Origin of the sequence: Bacillus aerius, from assembly GCF_029894105.1 — a bacterium.
Taxonomy (GTDB): Bacteria; Bacillota; Bacilli; order Bacillales; family Bacillaceae; genus Bacillus; species Bacillus altitudinis.
In genome coordinates, this window is record NZ_JARYHO010000001.1 from 1,614,732 (window position 1) to 1,641,387 (window position 26,656).

The following is a 26,656-nucleotide window of genomic DNA, read 5'->3' on the forward strand; positions in this document are numbered from 1 at the left end:
TAAAAATGAGTAGTGAGTTGTTAGATGCCCTGACTGTTCTTGAGAAAGAGAAGGGCATTAGTAAAGAAATTATTATTGAAGCGATAGAAGCTGCACTCATTTCTGCATACAAGCGTAATTTTAACCAAGCACAAAATGTGCGTGTTGATTTAAACCGTGAAACGGGAACGATTCGCGTATTCGCAAGAAAAGATGTTGTAGATGAAGTGTATGATTCTCGCCTTGAAATCTCTGTAGATGATGCAGCAAATATCAACCCGAATTACATGGTTGGTGACGTGGTTGAAATTGAAGTCACACCAAAAGATTTCGGACGCATTGCAGCTCAGACAGCGAAACAAGTCGTGACGCAGCGAGTGAGAGAAGCAGAGCGAGGTGTGATTTACACTGAGTTTATCGATCGTGAGGAAGACATCATGACGGGAATCGTTCAGCGAATTGACAGTAAATTCATTTACGTGTCACTTGGCAAAATCGAAGCCCTTCTTCCGGTCAACGAACAAATGCCAAATGAGGACTACAAACCACATGACCGCATTAAAGTGTTCATTACGAAAGTAGAAAAAACAACAAAAGGACCACAAATTTATGTATCAAGAACACACCCAGGTCTTTTAAAGCGTTTATTTGAAATCGAAGTGCCAGAAATTTATGATGGTACTGTAGAGCTTAAATCTGTCGCTAGAGAAGCAGGGGACCGTTCTAAAATATCTGTTCGTACAGATGATCCTGATGTTGATCCAGTTGGTTCTTGTGTAGGACCTAAAGGTCAGCGTGTACAAGCAATTGTCAATGAGCTGAAAGGCGAAAAAATTGACATTGTTCATTGGTCTAATGACCCGGTTGAATTTGTTGCCAATGCGTTAAGTCCATCAAAAGTTCTTGATGTCATTGTAAATGAAGAAGATAAGGCGACAACTGTCATTGTCCCTGATTATCAGCTGTCATTAGCCATTGGCAAAAGAGGTCAAAATGCGCGTCTTGCAGCGAAACTAACGAGCTGGAAGATTGACATTAAAAGCGAAACAGATGCAAGAGAACTCGGTATTTTCCCAAGAACTGAAGACTCTGAATCTCTTTTCTTAGAGGCTGAACCAGTAGCTGAGGAATCTGACGAATAAGAGGTGATATAAAAGGTGAAAAGCCGAAAAAAAATCCCGCTTAGAAAATGCGTCGTGACGGGAGAAATGAAACCAAAGAAAGAACTGATTCGCGTTGTTCGTTCAAAAGAAGGTGAAGTGTCTGTTGACGCAACCGGAAAAATGAACGGGCGCGGCGCTTACCTTTCTCTCGATAAAGAAACCATTCTTGCGGCGAAGAACAAACGTAGTTTACAGCAGCAATTTCAGACACAGATTGACGAACACATTTTTGAAGAATTACTAGAACTAGCTGAAAAGGTGAAAAAACCTAATGACTGAATCTGAATGGTATCCTTTGCTTGGTCTAGCAAATCGAGCTCGTAAAGTCGTGTCAGGAGAAGATCTGGTGATCAAAGAAATTAGACATGCGCGTGCTAAGCTGGTTCTTCTTGCAGCAGATGCCTCATCCAACACAGAGAAAAAGGTATCTGACAAATGCAAATTTTACAATGTTCCGGTTAGAAAAGTTGAAGACCGTTCCGTTCTCGGACGTTCTATTGGGAAGGAAGCTCGCGTAGTTGTCGCTGTCACTGACCAAGGCTTCGCTAAGAAGCTCATAAGCTTGCTCGATTAATTTATTTGGGGGTGAACGAATGGCTAAAGTGAGAGTATATGAATACGCAAAAGCCATAGATGTTTCAAGTAAAGATATTATAGCAGCGCTTAAGGATATGAACGTGGAAGTGAACAACCACATGGCGACGCTTGAAGACGACACTGTGAAAAAGCTAGACGCTATCTATAAAAAAGCCAAAGCAAAAGAGACAGCTAACGAGAAACCCGCAGAACAAAAAAAACAATCATCTAACAAAAACAATGATAGAAAGAAGAATGACGTGCAGAATAATCAATTTAATAAAAACAAAAAAAACAACAACCAAAACAAAAACAAAAATAAACGCGGCGGCAACAACAAGGCGCAGCATCAGCAAGCAAGACCTGTGAAGCCGAAAAAAGAGCTTCCTGAAAAAATTGAATTTACAAATTCAATGACAGTCGGCCAGCTTGCTGACGAGCTTGGCAAAGAAACTGCTGAAATCATCAAAAAACTGATGATGCTTGGTGTCATGGCTACGATCAACCAAGAGCTCGACAAAGATACAGTCGAATTAATTGCTTCTGAATATGGTGTTCCAGTAGAAGAAGTGATCATTTTAGAAGAAACTGAACTTGAAAAGTATGAAGTTGAAGATAAAGAAGAAGATATGCAAGTACGCCCTCCAGTAGTAACGATCATGGGACACGTTGACCACGGGAAAACAACGCTTCTTGACAGCATTCGTAAAACGAAAGTTGTTGAAGGCGAAGCGGGTGGAATTACGCAGCATATTGGTGCATACCAAATTGAAGAAAACGGCAAGAAAATCACGTTCCTTGATACACCAGGACACGCAGCTTTCACTACGATGCGAGCACGTGGTGCTGAAGTAACAGATACGACGATCTTGGTCGTTGCAGCAGATGACGGTGTCATGCCGCAAACGATTGAAGCGATCAACCACGCAAAAGCGGCAGAGGTGCCAATCATTGTGGCTGTCAATAAAATTGACAAACCAACAGCGAACCCTGACCGTGTGATGCAGGAGTTAACTGAGCATGGTCTTGTACCAGAAGCTTGGGGCGGCGAAACCATTTTCGTTCCTTTATCTGCAAAAACAGGTGAAGGCATTGACGAATTGATCGAAATGATCCTTCTTGTCAGCGAAGTAGCAGAACTAAAAGCCAACCCAAATCGTGCGGCAAAAGGAACTGTGATCGAGGCTGAGCTTGATAAAGGAAGAGGTTCTGTTGCAACCCTTCTCGTTCAAACTGGTACACTTCAAGTAGGTGACCCAATCGTTGTCGGAAATACATTTGGCCGTGTACGTGCAATGGTCAATGACATCGGACGCCGCGTGAAAACTGCAGGACCATCTACACCTGTTGAAATCACTGGTTTAAATGATGTACCGCATGCAGGGGATCAGTTCCTCGTATTCAAAGATGAAAAAACAGCTCGTCAAGTTGGTGAGGCGCGTGCATCTAAACAACTTGATGAACAGCGTTCAGACAAAGCGAAATTATCTCTCGATGACCTATTTGAGCAAATCAAACAAGGTGATGTGAAAGATATCAACTTAATCGTAAAAGCAGACGTACAAGGTTCTGCTGAAGCACTGACGGCAGCTCTTCAAAAAATTGAAGTAGAAGGCGTCAAAGTGAAAATCATCCATACGGGTGTTGGAGCGATTACAGAATCTGATATCATTTTAGCAAGTGCTTCTAATGCGATTGTGATTGGATTTAACGTACGTCCTGATGGCAATGCGAAGAGCACAGCTGAAACAGAAAACGTAGATATCCGCTTACACCGCATCATCTACAAAGTCATCGATGAAATTGAAGCTGCGATGAAAGGGATGCTTGACCCTGAATATGAAGAAAAAGTCATCGGTCAAGTTGAAGTTCGTCAAACGTTCAAAGTATCTAAAATCGGTACAATTGCTGGTGGCTATGTCACTGAAGGTACCATTACTAGAGACAGTGGTATCCGCTTAATTCGTGATGGCGTCGTTATCTTTGAAGGTGAAGTCGACGTATTAAAACGATTCAAAGACGATGTGAAAGAAGTTTCACAAGGCTACGAATGTGGTATTACCATTAAGAAATACAATGATATCCGTGAAGGTGATGTCATGGAATCATTCGTTATGCAAGAAATCGAAAGAAAATGATCGGTTATACCGAGTGTGAGTGTATGATCTATGATGCATCCTCACTGAAGGAAAAACGTGCGGTTCTGCAGCGTATCATGACAAGAACGCGCCATAAATTCAATGTGACCATTGCTGAAATGGACTATCAGGATACATGGCAGCGTACTTCGATCGGAATCGCCGTTATTTCCTCCTCCCGGGTTCAAGTGGAAAAGGAACTTCAGCGTGTGTTAAGCTTTATTGATTCTTTTCCGGAAATTGAACGAACGATCACGAAAACTGAGTGGTTTTAACTAGAGGTGATAAGATCATGAGTATGAGAGCAACCCGTGTGGGTGAGCAAATGAAAAAAGAATTAGGCGACATCCTTGGCAGAAAGCTAAAAGATCCAAGAATCGGCTTTTTGACTGTAACGGATGTTGAAGTATCCGGTGATTTGCAAATTGCCAAAGTCTACATTTCTGTTCTTGGCGACGAGAAGAAAAGAGAGGAAACCTTAAAAGGCCTTGCAAAGGCGAAAGGGTATATCCGCTCTGAAATTGGCAATCGAATCAGACTTCGCAAAACACCAGAGCTTCACTTTGAATTCGATGAGTCTGTAGATTACGGTAACCGAATTGAAAGCCTGATTGCTGAACTAAACACAAAAGATCACGAATAAGACGTTGAAATAAGGATAGGCGATGATCGTCTGTCCTTTTTCATCGTTTATGAAAGGAGAGAACGCAGGTGCAAAACGGTGTTCTTTTATTACATAAAGAAAGAGGCATGACCTCTCACGACTGTGTGTTTAAAGTGAGAAAGATTTTACACACAAAAAAAGTGGGACATACAGGGACACTCGATCCAGAGGTTTCAGGTGTTCTGCCTATTTGTATTGGACGAGCGACAAAAATTGTGGAGTACTTAACAGATAAATCGAAAACGTATGATGCGGAAATCACCATTGGATTTTCTACAACGACAGAAGACCAAACAGGTGAAGTAGTAGAAGAAAAAAAGGTGCCGTTACCGATGTCAGAAGATGACATTGATGCTGCGTTGAAACAATTTGAAGGAACCATTGAACAGATCCCCCCCATGTTTTCTGCTGTCAAAATTGGCGGAAAAAAGCTCTATGAATATGCAAGGCAAGGCATTGAAATTGAACGTCCAAGCCGTGAAATTACCATTCATCGCATCGAGCGGACAACACCTGTCACATTTGAAAATGGAAAGGTATCCTTTAGATTCACCGTCCTGTGTTCAAAAGGCACATATGTGAGAACGTTAGCCGTCGATATTGGAAAAAAACTTGGGTTTCCAGCCCACATGTCTCACCTCATTCGCATAGGATCTGGTGACTTTACGTTAGATGAATGTATCACTCTTGATGAGTTGCGGGAGATCAGTGAGGAAGGAACGGTTGAGGAACATCTTGTGCCGATCGAGCGTGCGCTCAATCATTTGCCGAAATGGGAGATAAATGATACATTAGCAAGTAAAGTGGAAAACGGTGCAGTCCTACCTATGCCTGATGAATTTGCTCATTTTGCAGAGGAAGATCGTGTCGCTGTCTTTGCTCCTTCAGGCCGTTGTATGGCGATTTATATGAAGCACCCGACCAAACAGAACCTGATGAAGCCGGCGAAGATTTTATCACAGGACAAGCAATCTTAAAGAAAAGGTGACCATCTCGTGAAGACTATACATATTTCACACCCACATACATTGAATCAAAAGGATCAAGTCCCGTCTGTGATGGCTTTAGGGTATTTTGACGGTGTTCACCTCGGACACCAAAAAGTGATTGATGTAGCGAAAAACATTGCGGAAAAAGAGGGTTTAGCTCTAGCTGTCATGACTTTTCATCCGCATCCATCACATGTTCTGCAAAAAGCACGTGAACCAAAAGACTTAATCACACCGCTTGAGGATAAGATTGATTTTATCGAACAATTAGGTGCTGACTACTTATACATTGTGCAATTCAGCGAAAGCTTTGCAGCACTGTCTCCTCAAGAGTTTGTCGATCAATATTTGGACGAACTGAATGTGAAGCATGCAGTCGCTGGTTTCGATTTTACCTTCGGCCGGTTTGGTGCAGGCACAATGGAAACGTTTGACGAATACGGGAAAGGGCGGATTGCTGCGACCATTGTACCTAAGCTTTCCAACCAAGACCGGAAAGTCAGCTCGACCCTTATACGTTCCGCATTGAAAAATGGAGACGTTGAATATGTGAGTGAGCTTTTAGGGAAACCGTATCAGCTGCGAGGCATTGTGATTCATGGAGATAAACGAGGACGCACGATTGGCTTCCCAACCGCCAATGTTGGTTTATCTGCTGAATACATCATCCCGCCAACAGGCGTATATGCAGTGAGAGCGGAAGTGAAAGGCAAGGTGTATGACGGTGTTTGTAACGTTGGCTACAAACCAACATTTTATGAAAAACGTCCTGATCAGCCTGCGATTGAAGTGAACCTTTTTGATTTTAACGAAGAAATTTATGGTGAACCGATTAAATTACAGTGGTACAAACGGATTCGCAGTGAACAAAAATTTAACGGTATCCAAGAATTAACGGCTCAAATTAGTCAAGATAAAGAAGAAGCGATTCAGTTTTTTCAAGATCATCTTCATTAAACAAAAAAATCGCAGAAAAACCGCTCTATCATTTGCAAAATCGGCATATTTTTAGTATGATAATTCCTGTAGCTTTAAAACCACTTACTTGGCAGGCCGACTTCACCGACGGTTGCGAGGTAGATGGGGCTAACATGATTTGGAGGTGAAACAGGATGGCTATTACTCAAGAGCGTAAAACTCAATTAATTAATGAGTTCAAAACACACGAATCTGATACTGGATCTCCAGAAGTTCAGATCGCTGTCCTAACAGAATCAATTAACAACTTGAACGAGCATTTACGTACTCATAAGAAAGATCACCACTCACGTCGCGGTCTTTTGAAAATGGTAGGTAGACGTCGTAATCTTCTTACGTATCTACGTAATAAAGACGTAACTCGTTACCGTGAGTTAATTAACAAACTAGGCTTACGTCGATAATCGTAAAAAGCGGGAGGATTCCCGCTTTTTTATCGTATAATCACTAATATTTTATGGTTAAAATGTTGAAAGAATGGCAAAAACCCTTCTACATACAGCTTTCACATTGATATGTGAAAATCATTTTGTTCATAATAAGAAATAACCTAAAAACTTTACGACAAGAGAGGAGTTTATCTCAGAATGGGACAAGAGAAACAAGTCTTCACCATAGACTGGGCTGGACGTCAACTGACAGTTGAAACTGGCCAGCTTGCAAAGCAAGCAAACGGAGCGGTTCTCGTACGCTACGGAGATACGGCTGTGCTTAGCTCAGCAACAGCTTCTAAAGAACCAAAACCACTTGATTTTTTCCCGCTCACTGTAAACTACGAAGAAAGATTATATGCAGTTGGTAAAATTCCTGGTGGTTTCATTAAAAGAGAAGGCCGCCCAAGTGAAAAAGCAATCCTTGCGAGCCGCTTAATTGACAGACCGATCCGTCCACTATTTGCAGACGGATTTAGAAATGAAGTACAAGTCATTAGTATTGTCATGAGTGTGGATCAAGATTGTTCATCTGAAATGGCTGCAATGTTTGGCTCATCTTTAGCTTTATGTGTGTCTGACATTCCATTTGAGGGACCAATCGCTGGCGTGACAGTAGGACGAGTAGATGGAAAACTCATCATCAACCCAAATGTTGAGCAGCTTGAACAAAGCGATATCAACCTTGTTGTAGCTGGAACAAAAGATGCAATCAACATGGTAGAGGCTGGTGCTGATGAAGTACCAGAAGAAACAATGCTTGAAGCCATCATGTACGGCCATCAAGAGATCAAACGCTTAATCGAATTCCAAGAAGAAATTGTGAAAGCTGTCGGTAAAGAAAAAATCGATATTCCTTTATATGAAGTCGATCAAGCATTAGCAGAGGAAGTAAAACAACTTGCTGAAGCGGATCTACTGAAAGCGATTCAAGTACATGAGAAGCATGCTCGTGAAGATGCCATCAGTGCTGTGAAAAAAGCTGTCGTTCAAAAATTTGAAGAAGAAGAGCGTGACGAAGCAACGATTAAACAAGCGAAGGATGTCTTAAATAAGCTTGTGAAAAACGAAGTTCGCCGCCTTATTACTGAAGAGAAAGTACGTCCAGATGGACGCGGCGTCGATCAAATCCGTCCACTTTCTTCAGAAGTAGGACTTCTTCCAAGAACGCACGGTTCAGGATTGTTTACAAGAGGCCAAACACAGGCACTCAGTATTTGTACATTAGGTGCACTTGGTGATGTACAGATTCTTGATGGTCTTGGTGTTGAAGAGTCTAAGCGATTCATGCACCATTATAACTTCCCACAATTCAGTGTTGGTGAGACCGGCCCAATGCGTGGTCCAGGCCGTCGTGAGATTGGACATGGTGCGCTAGGCGAACGTGCATTAGAGCCAGTCATACCATCTGAAAAAGATTTCCCTTATACGGTTCGCCTTGTGTCTGAGGTGTTAGAATCAAACGGTTCTACTTCACAAGCAAGTATTTGTGCGAGCACACTTGCGATGATGGATGCAGGTGTTCCAATTAAAGCACCAGTTGCAGGGATTGCGATGGGACTTGTTAAATCTGGTGAATACTACACAGTGCTGACAGACATTCAAGGAATGGAAGATGCACTTGGAGATATGGACTTTAAAGTAGCAGGTACATCTAAAGGTGTAACAGCGCTTCAAATGGACATTAAAATCGATGGTTTATCAAAAGACATTTTAGAAGAAGCACTTCAACAAGCGAAAAAAGGAAGAATGGAAATTTTAGATAGCATGCTGTCAACGATTCCAGCTTCTAGAGGAGAATTGTCACGTTATGCACCAAAAATCTTAACGATGACAATCAATCCAGATAAAATTCGCGATGTCATTGGACCAAGCGGTAAACAAATCAATAAAATCATTGAAGATACCGGTGTGAAAATTGATATTGAACAAGACGGTACAATCTTTATCTCTTCTACTGAAGAAGACATGAACCAAAAAGCGAAGAAAATCATTGAAGATCTTGTCAGAGAAGTTGAAGTTGGCCAACTTTACCTAGGTAAAGTGAAACGAATTGAAAAATTCGGTGCCTTCCTTGAAATCTTCAGCGGCAAAGATGGACTTGTTCATATTTCTGAGCTTGCACTTGAACGTGTTGGCAAAGTAGAAGATGTCGTGAAGATTGGTGACGAGCTACTCGTCAAAGTCACTGAGATCGATAAACAAGGCCGTGTAAACCTTTCTCGTAAAGCTGTTTTACGTGAAGAAAAGGAAAAAGAAGAAAAGCAGTCTTAATGAGAACAAATAAAATGTGTTAGAAGCCAGGTATCCGTGCCAGGCTTCTTTCTTTTCTTGCGCGTAACAATAGTTCTAGCTTGTTTCTCCCTATCATAATTTGTGGTAAAGGGGAGGGACAACCATTGAAAAAAACGATACCATTCTTTGTGTTTGTATTTTTACTGCTCGTGTCATATCAAACGATGAAGCAGCCGGCTGCTGTTACATATATGAATTCAATGAAAGAGCACGCCGAGGTAGCATCTGTTTCAAAAGATATTCTGTATCAAGAGATCGAATCGAAGTCTTCTGACTATGAAGAGAAGCCGCAAAATGCTAAGATTGATAAAGTGTGGAAAAAGATGCCTGGTTTAAATGGACAGACAGTCGATATCGATGCTTCTTACGAAAAAATGAAAAAACAGGGATCTTTCGATGAAAAGCTGCTTGTTTTTAAAGAAACAAAACCATCTGTCCATTTACATGAACTTGGTGCTGAACCTATCTATAAGGGACATCCAGACAAAAAGATGAATGCATTCCTGATCAATGTAGCTTGGGGCGACGAGCATTTAACAAAGATGTTGAATACACTAGAAAAGCATCAAGTGAATGCAACCTTTTTCTTAGAAGGCAAATGGGTGAAAAACAGTCCAGACCTTGCTAAAAAAATCGTGGCAGATGGTCATGAAATTGGAAATCATTCATACAATCACCCGGATATGCGCACACTGACAAGAGAACGAGCATTAGAGCAGATGATTAAAACAAATCGCCAAATTGAAGAATCCCTTGGGAAAAAACCGATATGGTTTGCGCCTCCAAGTGGCAGCTTTAAAGAAGAAACAGTAAAGCTTGCGAAACAAGAAGGAATGGAAACCATTATGTGGACAGTAGACACGATCGACTGGCAAAAACCATCACCAGCTGTATTACAAAAACGAGTGCTTGGGAAAATTCACAATGGGGCGATGATATTAATGCATCCAACAGACGCAACAGCGAGAAGTCTTGACGCACTTATCATTCAAATCAAAGAAAGAGGATATGAATTAGGAACGGTTTCTGACCTCCTAAGTGAAAAAAGACATCCGTGATGCGATCTGTTTGTTGAATAGGAGGAGCAAAACTTGGTCAAAACGTATACATGCCAAAACGGAGTAAGAATTGTACTTGAAAACAATCCCACTGTAAGGTCTGTCGCAATTGGCGTCTGGATTGGAACAGGTTCTAGACATGAGACACCAGAAGTAAATGGAATCTCACACTTTTTAGAGCATATGTTCTTTAAAGGAACAAAGACGAGATCTGCACGTGATATCGCAGAATCCTTTGACCGCATTGGTGGTCAAGTGAATGCCTTTACGTCAAAAGAATATACTTGCTATTATGCAAAGGTACTTGATTCACATGCTGGCTATGCCCTCGATGTATTGAGTGACATGTTTTTCAACTCTGCTTTTGACGAAGAAGAGCTGAAGAAAGAAAAAAATGTTGTCTATGAAGAAATTAAAATGTATGAAGATACTCCTGATGACATCGTTCATGATTTGTTAAGCAAAGCCATTTACGGTGATCATTCATTAGGTTATCCGATTTTAGGGACAGAGGAAACACTCTCTACTTTTAACGGTGATTCCCTTAGAAAATATATGGACGAATTCTATACGCCGGATCGCGTCGTCATCTCTGTTGCAGGGAACGTCGATGACACCTTCATTCGTGAGGTCGAAACATTATTTGGCTCGTATGAAGGAAAGGGGAAAAAGCAGCCTGTCGAAGCACCGCAATTCCACTATGACAAACTGACACGCAAAAAGGAAACAGAACAGGCGCATCTTTGCATGGGCTTTAACGGACTTCCTGCTGGAGATCAGGGCATCTATGACTTAATCGTCTTAAATAATGTTCTAGGCGGTAGCATGAGCAGCCGGTTGTTCCAAGACGTAAGAGAAGATAAAGGACTTGCGTATTCTGTATTCAGCTATCATAGTTCATTTGCAGATAACGGAATGCTGACGATCTATGGTGGAACTGGAGCGAAACAGCTGAATCTGCTATCTGAAACCATCTTACAAACATTAGACGTCTTAAAACGTGAGGGAATTACGCAGAAAGAACTTGAAAACTCTAAGGAGCAAATGAAAGGCAACCTCATGCTTAGTCTTGAAAGCACAAACAGCAAGATGAGCCGAAATGGTAAAAATGAATTACTCCTTGGCAAACATCGTACGCTTGATGAAATTATTGATGAAATCAATCGCGTCTCATTAGACGGCGTGAACAATTTATCGAAAAGAATCTTTACAGAAGATTATGCTCTCTCGCTTATTAGTCCAACGGGTGATGTACCTTCTGCTTAATCAAAAAAAGGCATGTCTTTTAAAAGAGATGCCTTTTTTTCATGTCTAAAGATTAATCAGCTAACTTGTTTTGCAGCTGATGAACAATTTTATTGATTGTCGAAAAGTGCTCGGTCAATAGTTCCTCATCTGCAAATTGAATATCAAAAACCTCTTCTAATTCCAAAATGAGTGAAACTGCTTTAATTGAATCGAGACCGTGATTTGTTAACTCTTCATCTGCACCAATAGAAATCTTGCTATCATCGTCCAAAGAACGCAGGACCAAATCCTTTACTTGACTTGATAGTGAAAGGGCATCCGTCGTTTCATTCATCTGCAACGCTCCTCTTTACAAATTTTCTATTCTTTACATAAATTAACTATATTAGAATGGAAAAACATTGTAAAGCAGTTTCGATATAAATAGGAATTGTTGATCATTCTCTTCAAATGAAAAATTTGGTAGAGTGAGAAGAAAAGAGACTGGGAAGGATGGATCAATCCATGAATAAAACAGACCTTATGCAGCACATTCCCTTATTAAAAAAAGCGATCTCCATAGACCAGATTGATAAAGGCTATTCTCGAGATGAAAAATGGGTCGTGACGATGTCATCAGGTGAAAAGTATGTCCTTCGATTCACAGATCAAGACCAATATGACAAAATAAAGACGCAATTTGAGCTCCTTTCCCAATTAAGACGTCACGGTGTTCAGTGTGCTGATCCAGTGAAAATGGGCGTTCTAGATGAAACACAGCAAGTGTACTATATTTTATCGTTTGTAGAAGGTCAAGAAGCAAAAGAAATCATGAGTCAGTTAACAGAAGAACAGCAGTATGCGATCGGGGTAAGTGCAGGACGAGATTTACGAAACATGCATACATATCCAGCGCCATCACATATCGAACCTTGGGAAGAGCGTGTTGTGAAAAAGCATCATCGATATTTAACTGCTTATCGGGAAAGCGGTATCTCCATAGAAGGGGATGAAAAAGTTGCGCAGTTTATCGCACAGCACATCGATAAGGTGAAGGGAAGGCCTAACCAATTTCAGCACGATGACTTTCATTTAGGGAATATTATTATAAAGAATGATAAATATGCAGGCGTTATTGATTTTAATAATTTTGATTGGGGAGACCCCATTCATGATTTTTATAAAGTAGCTCTTTTCAGTAGAGAAACAAGTGAAGCCTTTGCGGCTGGTCAAATAAAGGGGTATTTTGATGGTGAAATACCAGCTGATTTTTGGCAGCTTTACTCTGTATATGTCGCAATGAGCATCTTTTCATCGATTATGTGGGTCATTAAATTTGATCCAGGTCAAATGGATGAGATGATCGAAAGACTAGAAGATGTATTAAAAGATCATGATTATTTTCGTCAAATAGAACCTCATTGGTATACGCATATCACTAGATAACAGTGAAATATAGGACGATTAGGCGGTGATGGAAGTCACTGCCTTTTCTATTATAATGATACAAATTACACATTGTCATGAGTAGAAACATTTTATATAATCCAAACAAGGATCGAAAAAGTTGTAAAAAAATTCCGTTTTTTGTTGAAAAAGAGCAAAAGGCTGGTGATGGATTGAAACAAATCGACAAAGATTCAAAGCAGTTATGGCGTGTATATTTATGGACACTCTCATTTTTAAAGCCTTATACAGGTAAAGTGATTCTAGTCATTATGAGTGGATTCGTTATTACCTTGAGCGAACTCATTATACCTAAATTTATTCAATATTTTATTGAAACGATTTTGCCAGCAAAAGACTTTTCTAAAATGAATGGATTATTGTTAGGCCTGACTGGCTTGATAGCACTTGGTATTATACTGACAGCTGCACGAAATTTATGGCAAAGAAAATTAATCGAACAAGCCTCAAGAGATTCACAATTTGCTGCCTTCCAGCAAATCCGTCAACTCGGTTTCTCATACTACGAACAACATTCTGTTAGTGAAACACTCTCCTTTGTTAACACACAAACACGAGCTGTACAAGAAATTTACAGACGTTACTTCCCACAATTTATTAATCAGACACTATTTATCGCCATCTCACTATACTTTATGATACAAATTTCTATCTTACTTACTCTCATCATCATTCCAAGTTTTATTCTCTACTATATCTTTGGACCTTGGCTTGAAAAAAAGGCAACGATCTACGGAAGACAAAGTGCAGAAGGTTTTCGCACGTTGCAAACAAAATTATACGAAAGTCTTGCTTCAATGGAAGAGCTTAGAATTTTAGGTTATATGAATTGGGACATGGAGCGGATTCAAAAGCTGCATGAACAGGTCCGCCAAGATCATGAAAAAAATGTTTTTTTCGCTTACTTACGAGGAAGCAACCGCAGGCTCACTTATTATATTGGCGCTCTAGCTACATTTGCTCTCGGCATCTACCTTGTAAATAATGGCCAGCTGACGACAGGCGGTTTTGTGGCATATATACTATATTATTTTTCAGCAATGCATATGCTTACTTCTATTGTCACACTTCTAACAGAACAACGAATCTTAACCTTTCAAATTGAACCTTTATATCATTTCATGAAAAAAACACCCGATATTAGAGAGCCTCGTCAGCCTATGCTGCTTGATCAAGTCGAAGGCGATATCGTGTTTCATGACGTTGATTTTCATTATCCCAATCATCCTCCTTTATTAAAGGGGATGAATCTACATATTCGGCGTGGTGAAAAAGTGGCGCTTGTCGGTACGAGCGGTGGAGGCAAAACATCGCTACTTAAATTAATTGGACGCTTTTATGACCCCTCATCTGGGATGATTACACTTGATGGAGTTGATTTGCGCTGTTTACCTACTAGTCAAATAAGAGGTGCGATGGGGTTTGTTTTTCAAGAAACGTTTTTATTTAATATGAGTGTAAAGGACAATATTCGTTTTGGAGATACAAGTCTTTCAGATCAACAGATCATTGAAGCCGCTAAAAAAGCAGATTGCGACTCATTTATAAGAGAACTAGAAAACGGATACGACACCATACTTGGGGAAAGAGGATTAAAACTATCTGGTGGTCAAAAGCAAAAGATCGCCATTGCCCGGCTATTTGCTAAGAATCCAAGTGTTGTATTACTCGATGAAGCAACAGCATCTCTTGATAGTGTCAGCGAGCAAAAAGTCCAGCAGGCATTACATCAAACATTTAAGGAATCGACTGTTATTGCAGTCGCACATCGTTTATCTACTGTAAGACATTTTGACAGAATTATTTTGATAGAAGACGGTCGTATGTTAGAAACTGGACATTTTAATGAATTGATGAGAAAAAAGGGACATTTTTATCAATTGGCGTCTGACCGCTCAGAAAAGGAGGCAGGTGTAACATGAGGAAAAATTGGCTGTTTCTTTTGATCACAAAGCAAAAATGGATGCTCATCCTCGCTCTTTTACTCGTTTTGATTGAAGCAGCAGCTAATTTAGCCATGATTGGGCTGCAAAAGTGGCTCATTGACGATGTTCTTTTGAATAGCGGAAATCAACATTTCCCCCATATCTTGATGCTGTTTGCCATCATTTTTCTTGTCTATGTTGTCATGTTTGTCGCCAGCCCATATGTGATGCACAAAAACTACCTTACCATCCACCATTCATTACAGAAAAAGATGTTAGATCAGCTTCAGCAAGTAACGATGAGATCATATAAAATTCATCCAGTCAGTTATTATCTACACAAGCTTAACCAAGATGTAAAGACAGTCGCTGTCACAGCTGCTTTACATATACCGAAGATTGTACAAACCATTTTTATGGCCGTTGTTTTATCGATCATTTTACTATCTGTGAGTCCTGTATTATTTTTCTTGCTTCTTTTTGCAAGTACGTGTTATTTCATTGTCGGTAAAAAAATGGCGGAAACGGCAACAAACATCGCAAAAGAAGTGCAAGAGAGAAAGTCAGATCTATTCGTGCATGTCGAAGAAGGAATTTCTTCTACAAGAGAAGTGGTTGCATTTGATCGACGTAAATGGGAAATCGGTTTGTATGAAAAGCTATTTAACAACATGATGGATCGTGTCATAAAAGAAGGTAAGTTTCAAAATAAGCTTCTATTTTTAACAGAACCATTGAAATGGTTTGGAATACTATCTGTGCTTGTGTTTGGCACATATCAAGTAGCAGCAGGAAACATGTCAATCGGCTTGTTTGTCGTCATTTACCAATATGCTTCTCAATTAATGAAAAGTTATCAGGAGTTATTCCAGTATGTATTTGAATTTTTCCAGCAGCGTGCATCTGTTCATCGAATTGCAGAAGTACTGCAAATAGAAAACGAAGAAAAAGGAACGAAACGAATACATTCTGTGGAAGAGGTGGTGTTTGAAGATGTTTGTTTTTCTTATGAACAAACATCTAAAGGGGCTTTAAACGACTTGAATCTTCATATTCAAAAAGGAAAAAAAGTGGCCATTGTTGGAGCGAGCGGCAGCGGGAAATCGACTATCTCAAAACTGGCACTGGGACTTTATCAACCGGATAGCGGAAACGTTTTAGTAAATGGCGTTGAACGATCAGAGATAGAGCCATCTCATTTCTTAAAACGGGTAGCCGTTGTCCCGCAAGAACCCTATTTCTTCCCAGACACCATACGCCTCAATCTCATCATGGGATTAACTGATATTACTGAAGAACAACTTGAACAGGTTTGTGAGATTGCACAAATTCTTCCTTTCATTAAAGGACTTGAAAAAGGATTTGATACAGTCATTGGAGAGAGGGGAATCTCCTTGTCAGGGGGACAACGACAGCGTTTAGCTATCGCTAGAGCGCTTTTAAAACAGGCTGATTTTCTGATATTAGATGAAGCGACATCGGCCCTTGACCGGCAGACAGAAAGGCAGGTTCAAAAAGGGATAGACGATGCAAAAGGGGGAAGCACTTTGCTTGTGATTGCACACAGATTATCGACCATACAAAATGCAGATATGATCTATGTACTTGAAGACGGTGCTGTTCAAAGCTGCGGTACTCATGAGGAGCTGATGGAAGCCTCCTCGCATTACCGCTCTTTATTTATGGCGCAGGTCATCACAGCGTCTTAGTCAGTTTGGTTTTGACCAAAGTAAAGAGTCGATCTAAGGTGCGGAAGTGGTCAGGGTGTAATTCTTCGTCTTCAAACGCAATGTGAAAGGTGTCCTCTAATGAAATAACAAAAGAGACAATTTGGACAGAATTTAATCCTAAAGCTTTTAAACTATCATCAAGGCCTGGCTGCTCAGTGAGCGACAACTTATTCATCACAAGTTGGACAATTTTTTCTTCAACTTCTGTTCGTGTCAGTTCATTCATGTCGTGGCTCCTTTCTAAAAGTTTAATATGTGTTATATTTTGGTGGATTAAGGAGAAAATTGCAATTGTTTTTATCAATCTATCATAAGGGGTGGCATTCATTGTCATATGTAAGCTATCAAAAAAATAATGTTCGTGTGGTATTAGGGGCAGATGAATCAGTTCAGAATTTAGTCATCAGTAAAGTACATCCCTATGTTGAGTGCAGCAAAATAACAGACAGACCTGAAGGAGACGTTTGGACGATTTTAACCAGCAAATATGCACAAGACATTCAAACAGAAGTGCCACTTGAAGAAGTCTTTTATCAAACCAAGATGGAACCTCGCTGCCGCTACCTGTATCACGGAGAGAAGAAAGTCGTTGTGATAGATGAACCAAAAGATGTCAGATGGACAGCACAACACGCACTGCGTTTAATAAGAGTACTGCTTCGCCTTTTGTGTTATCAGGATGGACTTGTCTATTTGCATGGCGGCATGATGGAGATGAATCAAAAAGGGATTGCACTAGTAGGCGGATCAAGAGCGGGCAAAACATCCACCATTTTATCCTTGTTATCATTAACCGATGCAACGTACATCACAAACGATGATATAGGGATTTCATATACGAACAACGAGTACAAAGGAACTGGTTGGCCGAGATCTATGAGTATTCGGAAAGATTCTTTTGAAGCCATTGAAAAGCTTGGTTCACCATATAGACTTCAAACATCGAGTCACCCATTTAATGAAGATGATAAGAACTATCATTTCGTCTATCCGGAGGAATTAGAAAAATGGTTTTCACGTGAAGTCAAAACAATGGGGAAAATCGATGTCATGGTGTTTCCTGAGTTTTTACCTCATGGGCAAACGGGTGCCGCACTTTCGAAAATCAATCCACATGAAGCAGCGGAACGTCTAAAGGAGCACGCAGTGATCAATCCTGGAAGACATAATGAGTTCCTCTTACCATATTTCACATTACCGACACCCGAAGCGCTAGAACCATTTCTTGAACATCTAGCGGAAAAGATCCCTTGTTATTCATTAAAACAGGCATTTACTTCTTTAGAGAAAGGAACCTTTCTCATTCAAGAGCTTCTTGAACAATCCGATATGGTCGTGTAAGACGTTTTGGAGGTGAGTCATGGTTGAGCAGGAGTATAAATATTTGTTGTCACAAACAGATTTTCAACACATCTACAACATGTTAAGTCAAAATCATAAACCCGCGTATCTACTTAACTTCAATTACTATTACGACACCTCAGATTTTTTATTAAAACGATATGGCTATACCGTACGGATCCGTCAAACCAGCGGCAAACGAACACTTGAGATCAAATGTCCCAGTCAAACGTCTGGTTATAAAAGAGTAAGGGAAGAAAAGTCATTTCCTATTGAGGATCTACCGCAAAAACTAGATGTACAGAACATCGTAACGTCTTTACCTTTTACAATGACTGAACAGCCAGAGTTGTTAGGACTATTGGTTACTGAACGAACTACCTTTTATATCGAGACAGGCATCAAAGTGGATCTGGATCAAAGCAGCTATCTTGGCATCACAGATCATGAATTAGAAATTGAATATGACAGTGAAAAAGCATATGAGGCAGATCAATGGTTTCATAGACTAACGGATGATTTGGCCATACCAGTCAATCGAAAAGGGAAACGCTCTCGATTTATCACTAGATTTAAATCACTATACGGGAAGGAGTAATCCACATGCGGGCTGTTTTGGATCAATCCACTCTCTCAAATGAAGAGAGGCTACTATTACTTGGCTCACGTATTCAATTAAATGAAAAAGAAGAAGAGTTGATGAGAGATGTATTAAAAGATGGCATCGATGTACCTCAATTGATTGGACTTGCATCAAGACATAAGGTACTTCAACTGATGACGCCTCATTTGATTCGCCTTGATGATGAAAAAAAAATTACGACAACCTACAAATTTTTACTTCATTATCATTATATCGGGAATCGTCAAAAAAATATGGAGAGATTCAAGGAATTAAAGCGTCTTTTACAAACATTTCGAAAAGCAAAGCTGAAAGCAGTCCCTCTTAAAGGAGCCATTTTAACGCCTCTTGTTTACAAAGATTATGGACTCCGAATGATGTCAGACATTGATTTCTTAATTCATCCAGATGATCGAAAAAGAGCTTCTTCATTGCTCAAGGAGGAAGGGTTTATCATCGGGAAATATGACTGGGCAACCGATCAAGAAATACCGATTTCCCGAGAAGAAGAAATGATGTGGAGAATGAATGCCGGGAATCTTTATTCACATATTAAACGGAGCGGAGAAGACTTTTTGAAGGTTCACCGTGTTGATTTTTCATACGATGTTGAGCTGAAAAAAAACTACGACGCGACAAATGCCTTGCTAGATGCTGCTAATGAAAAGTCATTTTTGCAAACGGATACTTATATGCTTGAACCTTTAGATTTTCTCATTCATCTTGCTTTCCATTTATACAAGGAAGCAACAAATGTGCAGTATGTCTATTTACATGCAGATCTCAATTTGATTAAGTTTTGCGATGTAAGGGAGTACGTCAAGTTTGCTGAAGAGCAAAACCAACTTGATTGGCATGCTTTGCAAGCAAGAGCGAAGGAATTAGGGGCCGAGAAAGCACTTTTTTACACGTTTACGTTTGTAGATTTATTGTATCAAACGAACTATATCGATCAATTGCAGCAGTTAGACATGAGTGACCAATCGTTCTTAGAAACCTATGGAGAAAATGATTTTGGTTCTTCGAAAATGTGGAAAAAATCTTTTGTTGAGCGTTTTTTCAGCTTGGATAATCGTGATGAGCTTGAAGAGGAGCCTGTCGTACAGCTGTTCCCTGAAAGGCAGTAGCAAAATGAAGAGGAGGATTCTATATGGAGATAAAAGCGCTTTTTGAAAAGCCAAAGAACGATTTTCCTTATGAAAAATCATTTGTGTTTGCAGGTATTCATTTTCACATTTTATCAACCGAATCGCTGGCAATTGAAGATATCGAACATTATATCCCGAAAGAACCAGACAGCCATGTGGGGGATATGCCTTCACAGATTGATATACGGTTCATCATTGATCCTGAGCTTGAACAGTCCGTTCGCAATGCGTGCTTTCAAAAGGGTGAAACGATTACAGCAAAAAGGAAGTTTACTTACAAACGATTGAAATTAGACGATCAAGTATTGTTTGCCTCGCATGAAGGTGACGAGCCGCACAGTGTGGCGGTTTTTAAAGGGCGTTATGCTGTGATTGGAAAAAACAATAATGAATCTGCGATACGCTGTCCACTGCGTATCGTTCGAGAAATTGCCCTTAGAACATTAGAAAACCAAGGTGGATGCTTTACACATGCAGCGGCTGTCTCTTTTGAAGATGGCCAAAAAGGAGCGCTCATTATTGGCGATAAAGGTGCCGGGAAGTCAACCACTATGTGGCAGTTTTTGCATCATGGAGGAGCAGATTTTATCACAAACGATCGTTCCATTTCAGTGCTTGAAGATCAGGAGCTTACTGTGTATGGATGGCCGATGTGCTTAGCACTTGGAGTAGGAACCGTCCAAGCCACAACAAATATACAGGAACTGAAAAACAAAAAATTCAGCCGGTCTCAAGATCAAAGAATATGGGATGAAACCATATCAACAGAGGAAGAGGCAAAAGAAAAATGGGCGAGCGGCTGTAAGTTTGAAATTACACCAAAAGAAGCTGCTGACATGACAGGAACAACGATTCGGAGCTCTACGAAAGTAAATATGGTGATTTTCCCTTCACTCAAAATAGGATCAGGTGAGATCAGGCTTGTACCAGTAAAAAAAGATGATCAGAGAGCAAAAGATATCATGGTCGCCAATATAAGAGAACCAGAAGATCCTGACTATTTAAAAGGCTGGCTCGGCCTTCGGCATGTGTCAGATACCTTTCTGGAACAAAAGGCATCTGAGCTGATCCATCATTTATTCAATATGCCATGTTTTTATTTAGAGGGTGATCCACGGTATCTGCAGGACGCGATTCCAGATTTATTAAACAAAAAAGTGAGTTCCATTTAAAGAGACGATTGTCTAAACATTCGTTTGAGCCGGTCTTCACGCTTTTTCATCTGTTCGTGATCTGCTGGCAGCATGATTTGAAAGAGCATGTCGGCAATCGGCCGTGCGAGCCTTTCGTCAGAGTTTAAGAGAATGCAAACACCTAATTTACGCTTTGGAATGAAGCCAATATAGGAGGTGAAGCCTTTAATTTCTCCGCTATGTTCAGCTAAGGTGAATCCGTTAAAAGGTCTCAAAAACCATGATAGACCAACACCTCTAGTGAAATCTTCTTCAACCATAACGGGGCTTTGCATTTCTTTTAGCGAATGCTGATGAAGCAGACGGTTTCCGTCGTATTGAGCTTGAATGAATCGAATCAAATCGTCTGCTGTAGAGAATAGTCCGCTTGAACCGTCCTCCCAAGATGGTGTTTCAGCACTTGGATAAGATATGCCGGAAAGACCAGAGGAAGAAAGGGTATACCCTTTGGCTGTCGATGCAGTTTCAATAAATCCAGTTTGCTGCAAATCTAGCGGTTCTAGTATGTGGGTATACACTAATTCTCTAAATGGCTGTTGACTCACTTTTTCTAGTACTTTACTTAAGATTGAATAGCTAAGACTGGAATAATTGATGATAGACCAAGGCGGTGTAAAAATAGTCAGTATTTCCATGCACTGAGCTAATGTCATATCTCGCAGATGAGTTGCTTTATCGAGTGTTTTGGGCAGGCCTGAGATATGAGAGGCAATCATTCGAAAAGTGAGTGGAATTGGTTCAGATATGTGACTTTTTATGAAAGAAAGTAAAGGTTCGTAAGTATGAATAGGCTCATCGAGTTGAATCAATCCTTCCTCTCGTATTTTCATCATGACCATTGCAGTAAAAGGCTTAGTCACAGAACCAATTCGAAAGGTTGTGTCTTTTGTAACAGGGGTGCCGCTTTCAATATCAGCTAGGCCCTCATGCCACGACCAAATGTGTTTATCTTCATGACAAATACAAATAGAGCAGCCAGGAATTTGATGTTGATTCAATAACTTCTTCATGTCAGTGGTTGTATCTTGCAAGCGTTGTAGGATCGATTCATTGATCAAAATAGACACCTCTTTCATACAGAATATATATATATTACCAAATGTTTCATGTTGTTTTAAGGTAAAGGATCAATATTTTTATATTTTAAAAGAGAGCGGGCGATTGATAATGAAAACAATTCAAAAAACCATTCTTGATATTTTAAAAGGCGATGGCCAGGATATCGAACAAATTCCATATGAGCTTGTAGAACGTAAAGGAGTAGGGCATCCAGATACGATGTGTGACGCCATCGCAGAAAGAGCTTCTCAATATTATTCTCAATATTGCATGGAGCATTTCGGCAGAGTAGCACACCACTGGTTTGACAAAGTAATGCTTCTTGGTGGAGATGCTGATGTAACGTACGGAAAAGGAACAATGGTCAAACCTTATCAAGTTGTGTTTGCTGGAAAAGGGGCATACGCATATGGTGATGAGCCGATTCCTCTTAAAAAGATTCTTTTCGATGCAGCCAAAGATGTGTTATCAGAGGTGACGACCGGATTTGATGCTGACGAACATCTCGTCATTGACTGCCGGATTGTTGATCATCAAGGGGCAGGGCGTAAAAATTCAAGATATCGTCCGATGGTTGAAACAGATATGATCGAGATCGGGGATCCAAAGCTTGTTTCAAATGACTGTAATTTACTGCATGCTCATGCCCCGTTAAGCCGTCTTGAGAAGCTCGTTCTCTATACAGAGCGTTATGTGAATGGACCAGAATTTAAAAAGGTGAACCCAGATACCGGCTGGGATGTGAAAATATTTGGAAGCAGACGTCATGAAGATTTCAAACTCATAGTAAACATGCCTTTTCTAGCAAAAGATATTCATAGTCTTGAGGAATATTTTTCCCGTAAAAAAGAGTGTCAGGATCAAATTGCTCGCTATATTCATGAAACGTTAGGACTTACGCCTGATCTTATGCTGAACGCAACAGATCGCAATGGTCGCCCGTACTTAACAGCACTTGGTTCTGTAGCAGATACAGGCGATGTAGGTGTTGTTGGAAGAGGAAATCGATTAAATGGACTGATCACCCCAATGCGGTCTATGAGTATTGAAGCGCCGGCTGGTAAAAATCCGCTTGATCATACAGGGAAATTGTATGGAGTGCTCGCACAACGATTGGCAGATCAAATTTTTGAGACCATTCAAAAGCCAACAGAAGTGCATATCTTTACTTCAAAAGAAGCACCGCTCCACAACCCTGATGAAATTGCCGTCCGTATTGAACAGTGGGATGGAAATGAAGTGGATAGAAAGAGAATTGAAGACATTGTCATGAATGCGGTCCATTCGATGGGCGATGTGACAAAAGATTTAATTTTTAAAGGCGTGACAATGTGGTAATAAGGATGAAAGAAAAAGTCATTGATGCCGTTCATGCATGTATTCATACAAAAGAACCCATGGCAGTGACCATTCATCCATATGAAATTGAAAAACACCAACAATTGAATCAACATCATCTTCTATTGATGCTAAAGCCTGAATTAACCAGTATCCATAAAGGTGTACAGCTTGATCGAATACTAGATGAACTTTTCCTACGCTTAGATAATCATGATGTAGAAATAGGAGCAGTGCGCGTTATATCATCCTTATATTTGAAAGAAAAGAAAATAATAGAAAGACAATATGGGATGCTGAACAAAATCTCTAAAAACGGTCTGAGTGAATTGTCAGATACGGCAAAAAAGATGCTGTTCTTTAAATATCCAGAGTTTAAACAGAAGGAACATTTCATATATGGAGGCCATCAATTTTTACAAAAGTACGAAGAGCTTACGCCATATGGTTTAGAGCTTTTGACACGGAATATGAAGGTGGACAAGCTAGGTGCGGGCACATACGCCATAAAGGCCGAGGTGGATGGAGAACAGATGCTTCTGCTCAATTCATTCCACCCTTGTCAAATTGAGTGGTTCACTGCACCTGCAAAGTCTATTATCGTCATGGAATGTTTTTCAAAGAAGCCTATGAGGATGTTAAGAGAAGACTTTATCGGTGCAACGGACCCTAAAGAGGCAAAAGCAGGTTCTTTTAAACACATGCTGCTGTCGGAGCAAAAGCGGTTTGGTTTAACGAACGTGTGTACTCGATTTAATGGCATTCACCTGTCACCGGGACCTGTAGAAGCAATGGCGGGAATGATTCACTATTTTCGTACACCTGAAACAAGGCTGACTCCCGCACATACACTTTTTGGCCAGTTGTTAAAGAAAAATGGCTTTTCGGATGAATCACTAGATCTGTTATGTGAAGATGTGTCCATTCATTCAAGCGAAGTACCAGTATTTGAATTAACTGAAAACCTTAATTGGGATGAATCATTAGATCTGTTAACAAAAGTGAGAAACGACATTCAAAAGCATGAACGTGTTCTGTAACAGGGGGGAACCACTTGAATAATGAAGGAGCTAGCCAGCGAATATGGATTGTTGGTCCACCTGGATCTGGAAAAACGACCCTTGCCCATCACTTGAAACAGGAATTCATGTTACCTCACTATGAGCTCGATGCCCTATTTTGGCAAGCGAACTGGAAAAAAACAGATCGGAAGTTGTTTATCGATAACGTCCATGAAGTTGTTAAACAAAAGAAATGGGTGATTGATGGTCAATATTCATCTGTTCACCATATCTTGACTGAATATGCTGATACGATCATATGGCTTGATGTGAAGAGAAGGAAGACATTCCCCCGTCTCATGAAAAGGACGTTCAAGCGGCTCATGACAAGGGAAAAACTTTGGAATGGAAATAAGGAGCGAATAGGTAATGCGCTCCAATTTTTCTCATATGCCTTTCATGTGTATCCAGAGGTGCTCCATCAAAACGAGAAGCTTTTTCATAAATTAAAAAAAGAATCACGTGTGAAATGCCTGCGCATAGACAAGCAGGAAGCAGCAGATCTGGTACTTAGGAAAATCAAAAACCTTGAGAAAAAGGGGTGAGGACATGATGAAATCTGATGATGCTGATAATGTCCTGAAATATTGGTTTTCGGAACAGCCAATCCGCTTAACACCTTTAAACGGAAGAAGCCCTAATGAAGGCTGGCTTGTAGAGGATGCTAAAAACCGCTTTGTCTTAAAAAAATGTGCGAGAAATCATGATGCAAAGTGGCTTCAATATTTAGAAGATTTAACAGATGCTTTGCTTAATCATGGTTTCCCGATTCAACCAATGATAGAGGCAGAGAACGGTCGTAAAACCATTTTATTCAAAGAACATTTTTGGCAGTTGCGGCCCTATTTTGAAGGAAGGCCATATGAAATGGGAAATCGTTCAGATGAACAAGAAGCCATTCGGGTATTAAGACAACTTCATTCATTAAAGAACTTACCGAAAGGGCCTGTAAACCCAAACTGTGAATTGAAAAACTGGATAACTTCACCGGACGAAACACTGGATAAGACGGCAAGTGTATTAAAGAAAGTCGTTTCTTCTAAAAAGGCTGCTTCTTTGCTTAAAGTGTATGAACAGGAGCTGATGAATGTACTCACGCTGCTAAATCCTAGTCTGTATGAGGCATTACCACATGCTGTCACACATGGTGATTTTCATTCTGGCAACCTGCTCATCCGTCATAAGAAGCTCGCCATGGTTCTTGATTTTGATACAGCAGGTTATAGACCACGAATTTATGATGCAGCCATATCTGCTTTTTTGTTAACGAGAATCAAGCGGGGAACATTTCAACTAGACATTGTGAAAACGATTCAATTTTTAAAGGCATATGCCAATGACTTATCTGAAAACGAGTGGCGTTCTATATCTGGTTTTATCAGACTTTTATATATTCCGACAGGTCGGTATTTAACACTTCTGCATACTTACACACCTCACTTATTGAACTGGTATATTGATTGGTCCTGGGAAGCACTAGAATCCGCATCAAGCCAGCTTAAAGAAGAATGGTATCTCCAAAAGGAGATGAGGATTTGAAGGTTGCTGTTGTCACTGGTGGAAATAGAGGCATTGGAAAAGAAGTGTGCAGACAGCTTGCGCAAGATGGCATGCTTGTCATTTTAACAGCACGGCAGATTGAAAATGCTGAATTAGCTGCTTCTGATATAAATGAGCAGGTTGTGCCATACCAGCTGGATGTGACAAACGAAGAGTCGGTTGAACGTCTGTCGGCTTTTATAAAGGATTCGTACGGAAGAGTGGATGTGCTGATTAATAATGCGGGAGTCTTTCTTGACAACATAATGGATGACGCCTTTCCATCTTTTTTAGATCTTCCTGTATCGACACTTCAAGAAACGATGAATGTCAATGTGTATGGCGCAGCCAGAATGACCAAGGCGGTTTTCCCTTACATGAAAGAGGCTGGATATGGACGAATCGTCAATGTATCTAGCGGCATGGGAAGGCTCTCCGCCATCTCCGCTTCAAACGATGTTAGGCGTGACGGAAAAAGCGGTCCTTACTACAGGATGTCAAAAGCGGCTTTGCACGTTCTGACAAAAGTCACGGCTTTAGAGGGGGCGCCATTTTCTATTCTTGCGAATGCGGTTTGTCCTGGCTGGGTACAAACGGACATGGGGACATCAGAGGCGGTTAAAACTGTACAGGAAGGTGCATCAGGAATCGTATGGGCGGCACAGCTCCCCCGAGATGGACCAACAGGAGAGCTACTAAGAGACGGTAAAAGACTTCAGTGGTAAGAGGAGGCAG

27 protein-coding genes are annotated in these 26,656 nt (G+C 40.4%); 24 read left to right on the forward strand and 3 right to left on the reverse strand.

Going from position 1 to position 26,656, the window contains the following annotated elements:
• Window positions 1-5 precede the first annotated feature (5 nt).
• The 12 genes from nusA (at window position 6) to M2353_RS08350 (ending at window position 11,537) form a co-directional block, all read left to right on the forward strand.
• Window positions 6-1,121, forward strand: a complete 1,116-nt coding sequence (gene nusA, locus M2353_RS08295) for a transcription termination factor NusA (RefSeq protein WP_007499530.1) — start codon at window positions 6-8, stop codon at window positions 1,119-1,121.
• A gap of 15 nt (window positions 1,122-1,136) precedes the next feature.
• Window positions 1,137-1,421, forward strand: coding sequence for an RNase P modulator RnpM (rnpM, locus tag M2353_RS08300; RefSeq protein ID WP_008344742.1), 285 nt, complete (start codon window positions 1,137-1,139; stop codon window positions 1,419-1,421).
• Complete coding sequence (locus M2353_RS08305) at window positions 1,414-1,716, forward strand: YlxQ family RNA-binding protein (RefSeq protein WP_007499528.1); 303 nt, start codon at window positions 1,414-1,416, stop codon at window positions 1,714-1,716. The genes rnpM and M2353_RS08305 overlap by 8 nt, the downstream gene beginning before the upstream one ends.
• Window positions 1,717-1,735: 19 nt before the next feature.
• The gene (gene infB / locus M2353_RS08310) at window positions 1,736-3,856 is read left to right on the forward strand and encodes a translation initiation factor IF-2 (protein WP_007499526.1); all 2,121 of its coding nucleotides are present in this window, start codon (window positions 1,736-1,738) and stop codon (window positions 3,854-3,856) included.
• Window positions 3,853-4,131, forward strand: coding sequence for a DUF503 domain-containing protein (locus M2353_RS08315; RefSeq protein ID WP_017359071.1), 279 nt, complete (start codon window positions 3,853-3,855; stop codon window positions 4,129-4,131). The genes infB and M2353_RS08315 overlap by 4 nt, the downstream gene beginning before the upstream one ends.
• Before the next feature lie 17 nt (window positions 4,132-4,148).
• Window positions 4,149-4,499: a 30S ribosome-binding factor RbfA gene (rbfA, locus tag M2353_RS08320; protein ID WP_007499525.1), complete on the forward strand. Its 351-nt coding sequence runs from the start codon at window positions 4,149-4,151 to the stop codon at window positions 4,497-4,499.
• 68 nt (window positions 4,500-4,567) lie between these two features.
• Window positions 4,568-5,497, forward strand: coding sequence for a tRNA pseudouridine(55) synthase TruB (gene truB, locus M2353_RS08325; RefSeq protein ID WP_268382638.1), 930 nt, complete (start codon window positions 4,568-4,570; stop codon window positions 5,495-5,497).
• An 18-nt stretch (window positions 5,498-5,515) separates the two neighbouring features.
• On the forward strand, window positions 5,516-6,466 hold the full coding sequence (gene ribF, locus M2353_RS08330; RefSeq protein ID WP_058337341.1) for a bifunctional riboflavin kinase/FAD synthetase: 951 nt from the start codon (window positions 5,516-5,518) through the stop codon (window positions 6,464-6,466).
• A gap of 155 nt (window positions 6,467-6,621) precedes the next feature.
• Window positions 6,622-6,891, forward strand: a complete 270-nt coding sequence (rpsO, locus tag M2353_RS08335; RefSeq protein ID WP_008354438.1) for a 30S ribosomal protein S15 — start codon at window positions 6,622-6,624, stop codon at window positions 6,889-6,891.
• A 183-nt stretch (window positions 6,892-7,074) separates the two neighbouring features.
• Window positions 7,075-9,192 (forward strand): polyribonucleotide nucleotidyltransferase, encoded by a 2,118-nt coding sequence (gene pnp / locus M2353_RS08340; protein WP_007499522.1) that lies wholly within the window; start codon window positions 7,075-7,077, stop codon window positions 9,190-9,192.
• 125 nt (window positions 9,193-9,317) lie between these two features.
• Window positions 9,318-10,271, forward strand: coding sequence for a polysaccharide deacetylase family protein (locus M2353_RS08345; RefSeq protein ID WP_425332869.1), 954 nt, complete (start codon window positions 9,318-9,320; stop codon window positions 10,269-10,271).
• 33 nt (window positions 10,272-10,304) lie between these two features.
• Complete coding sequence (locus M2353_RS08350; protein ID WP_041090488.1) at window positions 10,305-11,537, forward strand: M16 family metallopeptidase; 1,233 nt, start codon at window positions 10,305-10,307, stop codon at window positions 11,535-11,537.
• A gap of 52 nt (window positions 11,538-11,589) precedes the next feature.
• Here M2353_RS08350 and M2353_RS08355 read toward each other — a convergent pair whose 3' ends face one another.
• The gene (locus M2353_RS08355) at window positions 11,590-11,853 is read right to left on the reverse strand and encodes an acyl carrier protein (RefSeq protein WP_052463354.1); all 264 of its coding nucleotides are present in this window, start codon (window positions 11,851-11,853) and stop codon (window positions 11,590-11,592) included.
• A 170-nt stretch (window positions 11,854-12,023) separates the two neighbouring features.
• Between M2353_RS08355 and M2353_RS08360 the strand changes: the two genes are divergently transcribed.
• The 3 genes from M2353_RS08360 to M2353_RS08370 all read left to right on the forward strand — a co-directional run bounded on the left by M2353_RS08360 (window position 12,024) and on the right by M2353_RS08370 (window position 16,599).
• The gene (locus M2353_RS08360) at window positions 12,024-12,944 is read left to right on the forward strand and encodes an aminoglycoside phosphotransferase family protein (RefSeq protein ID WP_251185389.1); all 921 of its coding nucleotides are present in this window, start codon (window positions 12,024-12,026) and stop codon (window positions 12,942-12,944) included.
• Window positions 12,945-13,117: 173 nt separating this feature from the next.
• On the forward strand, window positions 13,118-14,887 hold the full coding sequence (locus M2353_RS08365; RefSeq protein WP_168948755.1) for an ABC transporter ATP-binding protein: 1,770 nt from the start codon (window positions 13,118-13,120) through the stop codon (window positions 14,885-14,887).
• The gene (locus tag M2353_RS08370; RefSeq protein ID WP_284725235.1) at window positions 14,884-16,599 is read left to right on the forward strand and encodes an ABC transporter ATP-binding protein; all 1,716 of its coding nucleotides are present in this window, start codon (window positions 14,884-14,886) and stop codon (window positions 16,597-16,599) included. The genes M2353_RS08365 and M2353_RS08370 overlap by 4 nt, the downstream gene beginning before the upstream one ends.
• Here the strand turns inward: M2353_RS08370 and M2353_RS08375 are convergent.
• Entirely contained in the window at window positions 16,586-16,846 is a 261-nt protein-coding gene (locus tag M2353_RS08375; RefSeq protein ID WP_041507289.1) for an acyl carrier protein, read from the reverse strand. The two genes, M2353_RS08370 and M2353_RS08375, sit on opposite strands and share 14 nt — an antisense overlap.
• Window positions 16,847-16,947: 101 nt before the next feature.
• Between M2353_RS08375 and M2353_RS08380 the strand changes: the two genes are divergently transcribed.
• The 4 genes from M2353_RS08380 to M2353_RS08395 are packed head-to-tail and all read left to right on the forward strand — an operon-like array spanning window position 16,948 to window position 20,903.
• Window positions 16,948-17,961, forward strand: coding sequence for a hypothetical protein (locus tag M2353_RS08380; RefSeq protein WP_268355736.1), 1,014 nt, complete (start codon window positions 16,948-16,950; stop codon window positions 17,959-17,961).
• A gap of 19 nt (window positions 17,962-17,980) precedes the next feature.
• A complete protein-coding gene (locus M2353_RS08385; protein WP_268355737.1) occupies window positions 17,981-18,559 on the forward strand; it encodes a CYTH domain-containing protein in 579 nt (192 codons plus the stop codon).
• Between the two features lie 5 nt (window positions 18,560-18,564).
• Window positions 18,565-19,710, forward strand: a complete 1,146-nt coding sequence (locus M2353_RS08390; RefSeq protein WP_148780414.1) for a nucleotidyltransferase domain-containing protein — start codon at window positions 18,565-18,567, stop codon at window positions 19,708-19,710.
• A 23-nt stretch (window positions 19,711-19,733) separates the two neighbouring features.
• Window positions 19,734-20,903 carry a phosphoenolpyruvate carboxykinase (ATP) gene (locus tag M2353_RS08395; RefSeq protein ID WP_135008894.1) on the forward strand — a complete coding sequence of 390 codons (1,170 nt, stop codon included), beginning with the start codon at window positions 19,734-19,736 and terminating at the stop codon, window positions 20,901-20,903.
• Here the strand turns inward: M2353_RS08395 and M2353_RS08400 are convergent.
• Window positions 20,900-21,982 carry a serine hydrolase domain-containing protein gene (locus M2353_RS08400; RefSeq protein ID WP_284725236.1) on the reverse strand — a complete coding sequence of 361 codons (1,083 nt, stop codon included), beginning with the start codon at window positions 21,980-21,982 and terminating at the stop codon, window positions 20,900-20,902. The genes M2353_RS08395 and M2353_RS08400 overlap by 4 nt on opposite strands.
• Before the next feature lie 109 nt (window positions 21,983-22,091).
• Here M2353_RS08400 and M2353_RS08405 point away from each other — a divergent pair, with 109 nt between their 5' ends.
• Genes M2353_RS08405 through M2353_RS08425 form a run of 5 tightly spaced genes read left to right on the forward strand, consistent with a single transcriptional unit; the run spans window position 22,092 to window position 26,646 of the window.
• Window positions 22,092-23,321, forward strand: a complete 1,230-nt coding sequence (locus M2353_RS08405) for a methionine adenosyltransferase (RefSeq protein ID WP_058337555.1) — start codon at window positions 22,092-22,094, stop codon at window positions 23,319-23,321.
• A gap of 5 nt (window positions 23,322-23,326) precedes the next feature.
• Window positions 23,327-24,361, forward strand: coding sequence for a hypothetical protein (locus M2353_RS08410; RefSeq protein ID WP_284725237.1), 1,035 nt, complete (start codon window positions 23,327-23,329; stop codon window positions 24,359-24,361).
• A 14-nt stretch (window positions 24,362-24,375) separates the two neighbouring features.
• On the forward strand, window positions 24,376-24,927 hold the full coding sequence (locus M2353_RS08415; protein ID WP_052463351.1) for a P-loop NTPase family protein: 552 nt from the start codon (window positions 24,376-24,378) through the stop codon (window positions 24,925-24,927).
• A gap of 4 nt (window positions 24,928-24,931) precedes the next feature.
• Window positions 24,932-25,921 (forward strand): phosphotransferase enzyme family protein, encoded by a 990-nt coding sequence (locus M2353_RS08420; protein WP_284725238.1) that lies wholly within the window; start codon window positions 24,932-24,934, stop codon window positions 25,919-25,921.
• The gene (locus tag M2353_RS08425; protein ID WP_041507281.1) at window positions 25,918-26,646 is read left to right on the forward strand and encodes an SDR family NAD(P)-dependent oxidoreductase; all 729 of its coding nucleotides are present in this window, start codon (window positions 25,918-25,920) and stop codon (window positions 26,644-26,646) included. The genes M2353_RS08420 and M2353_RS08425 overlap by 4 nt, the downstream gene beginning before the upstream one ends.
• Window positions 26,647-26,656: the final 10 nt, after the last annotated feature.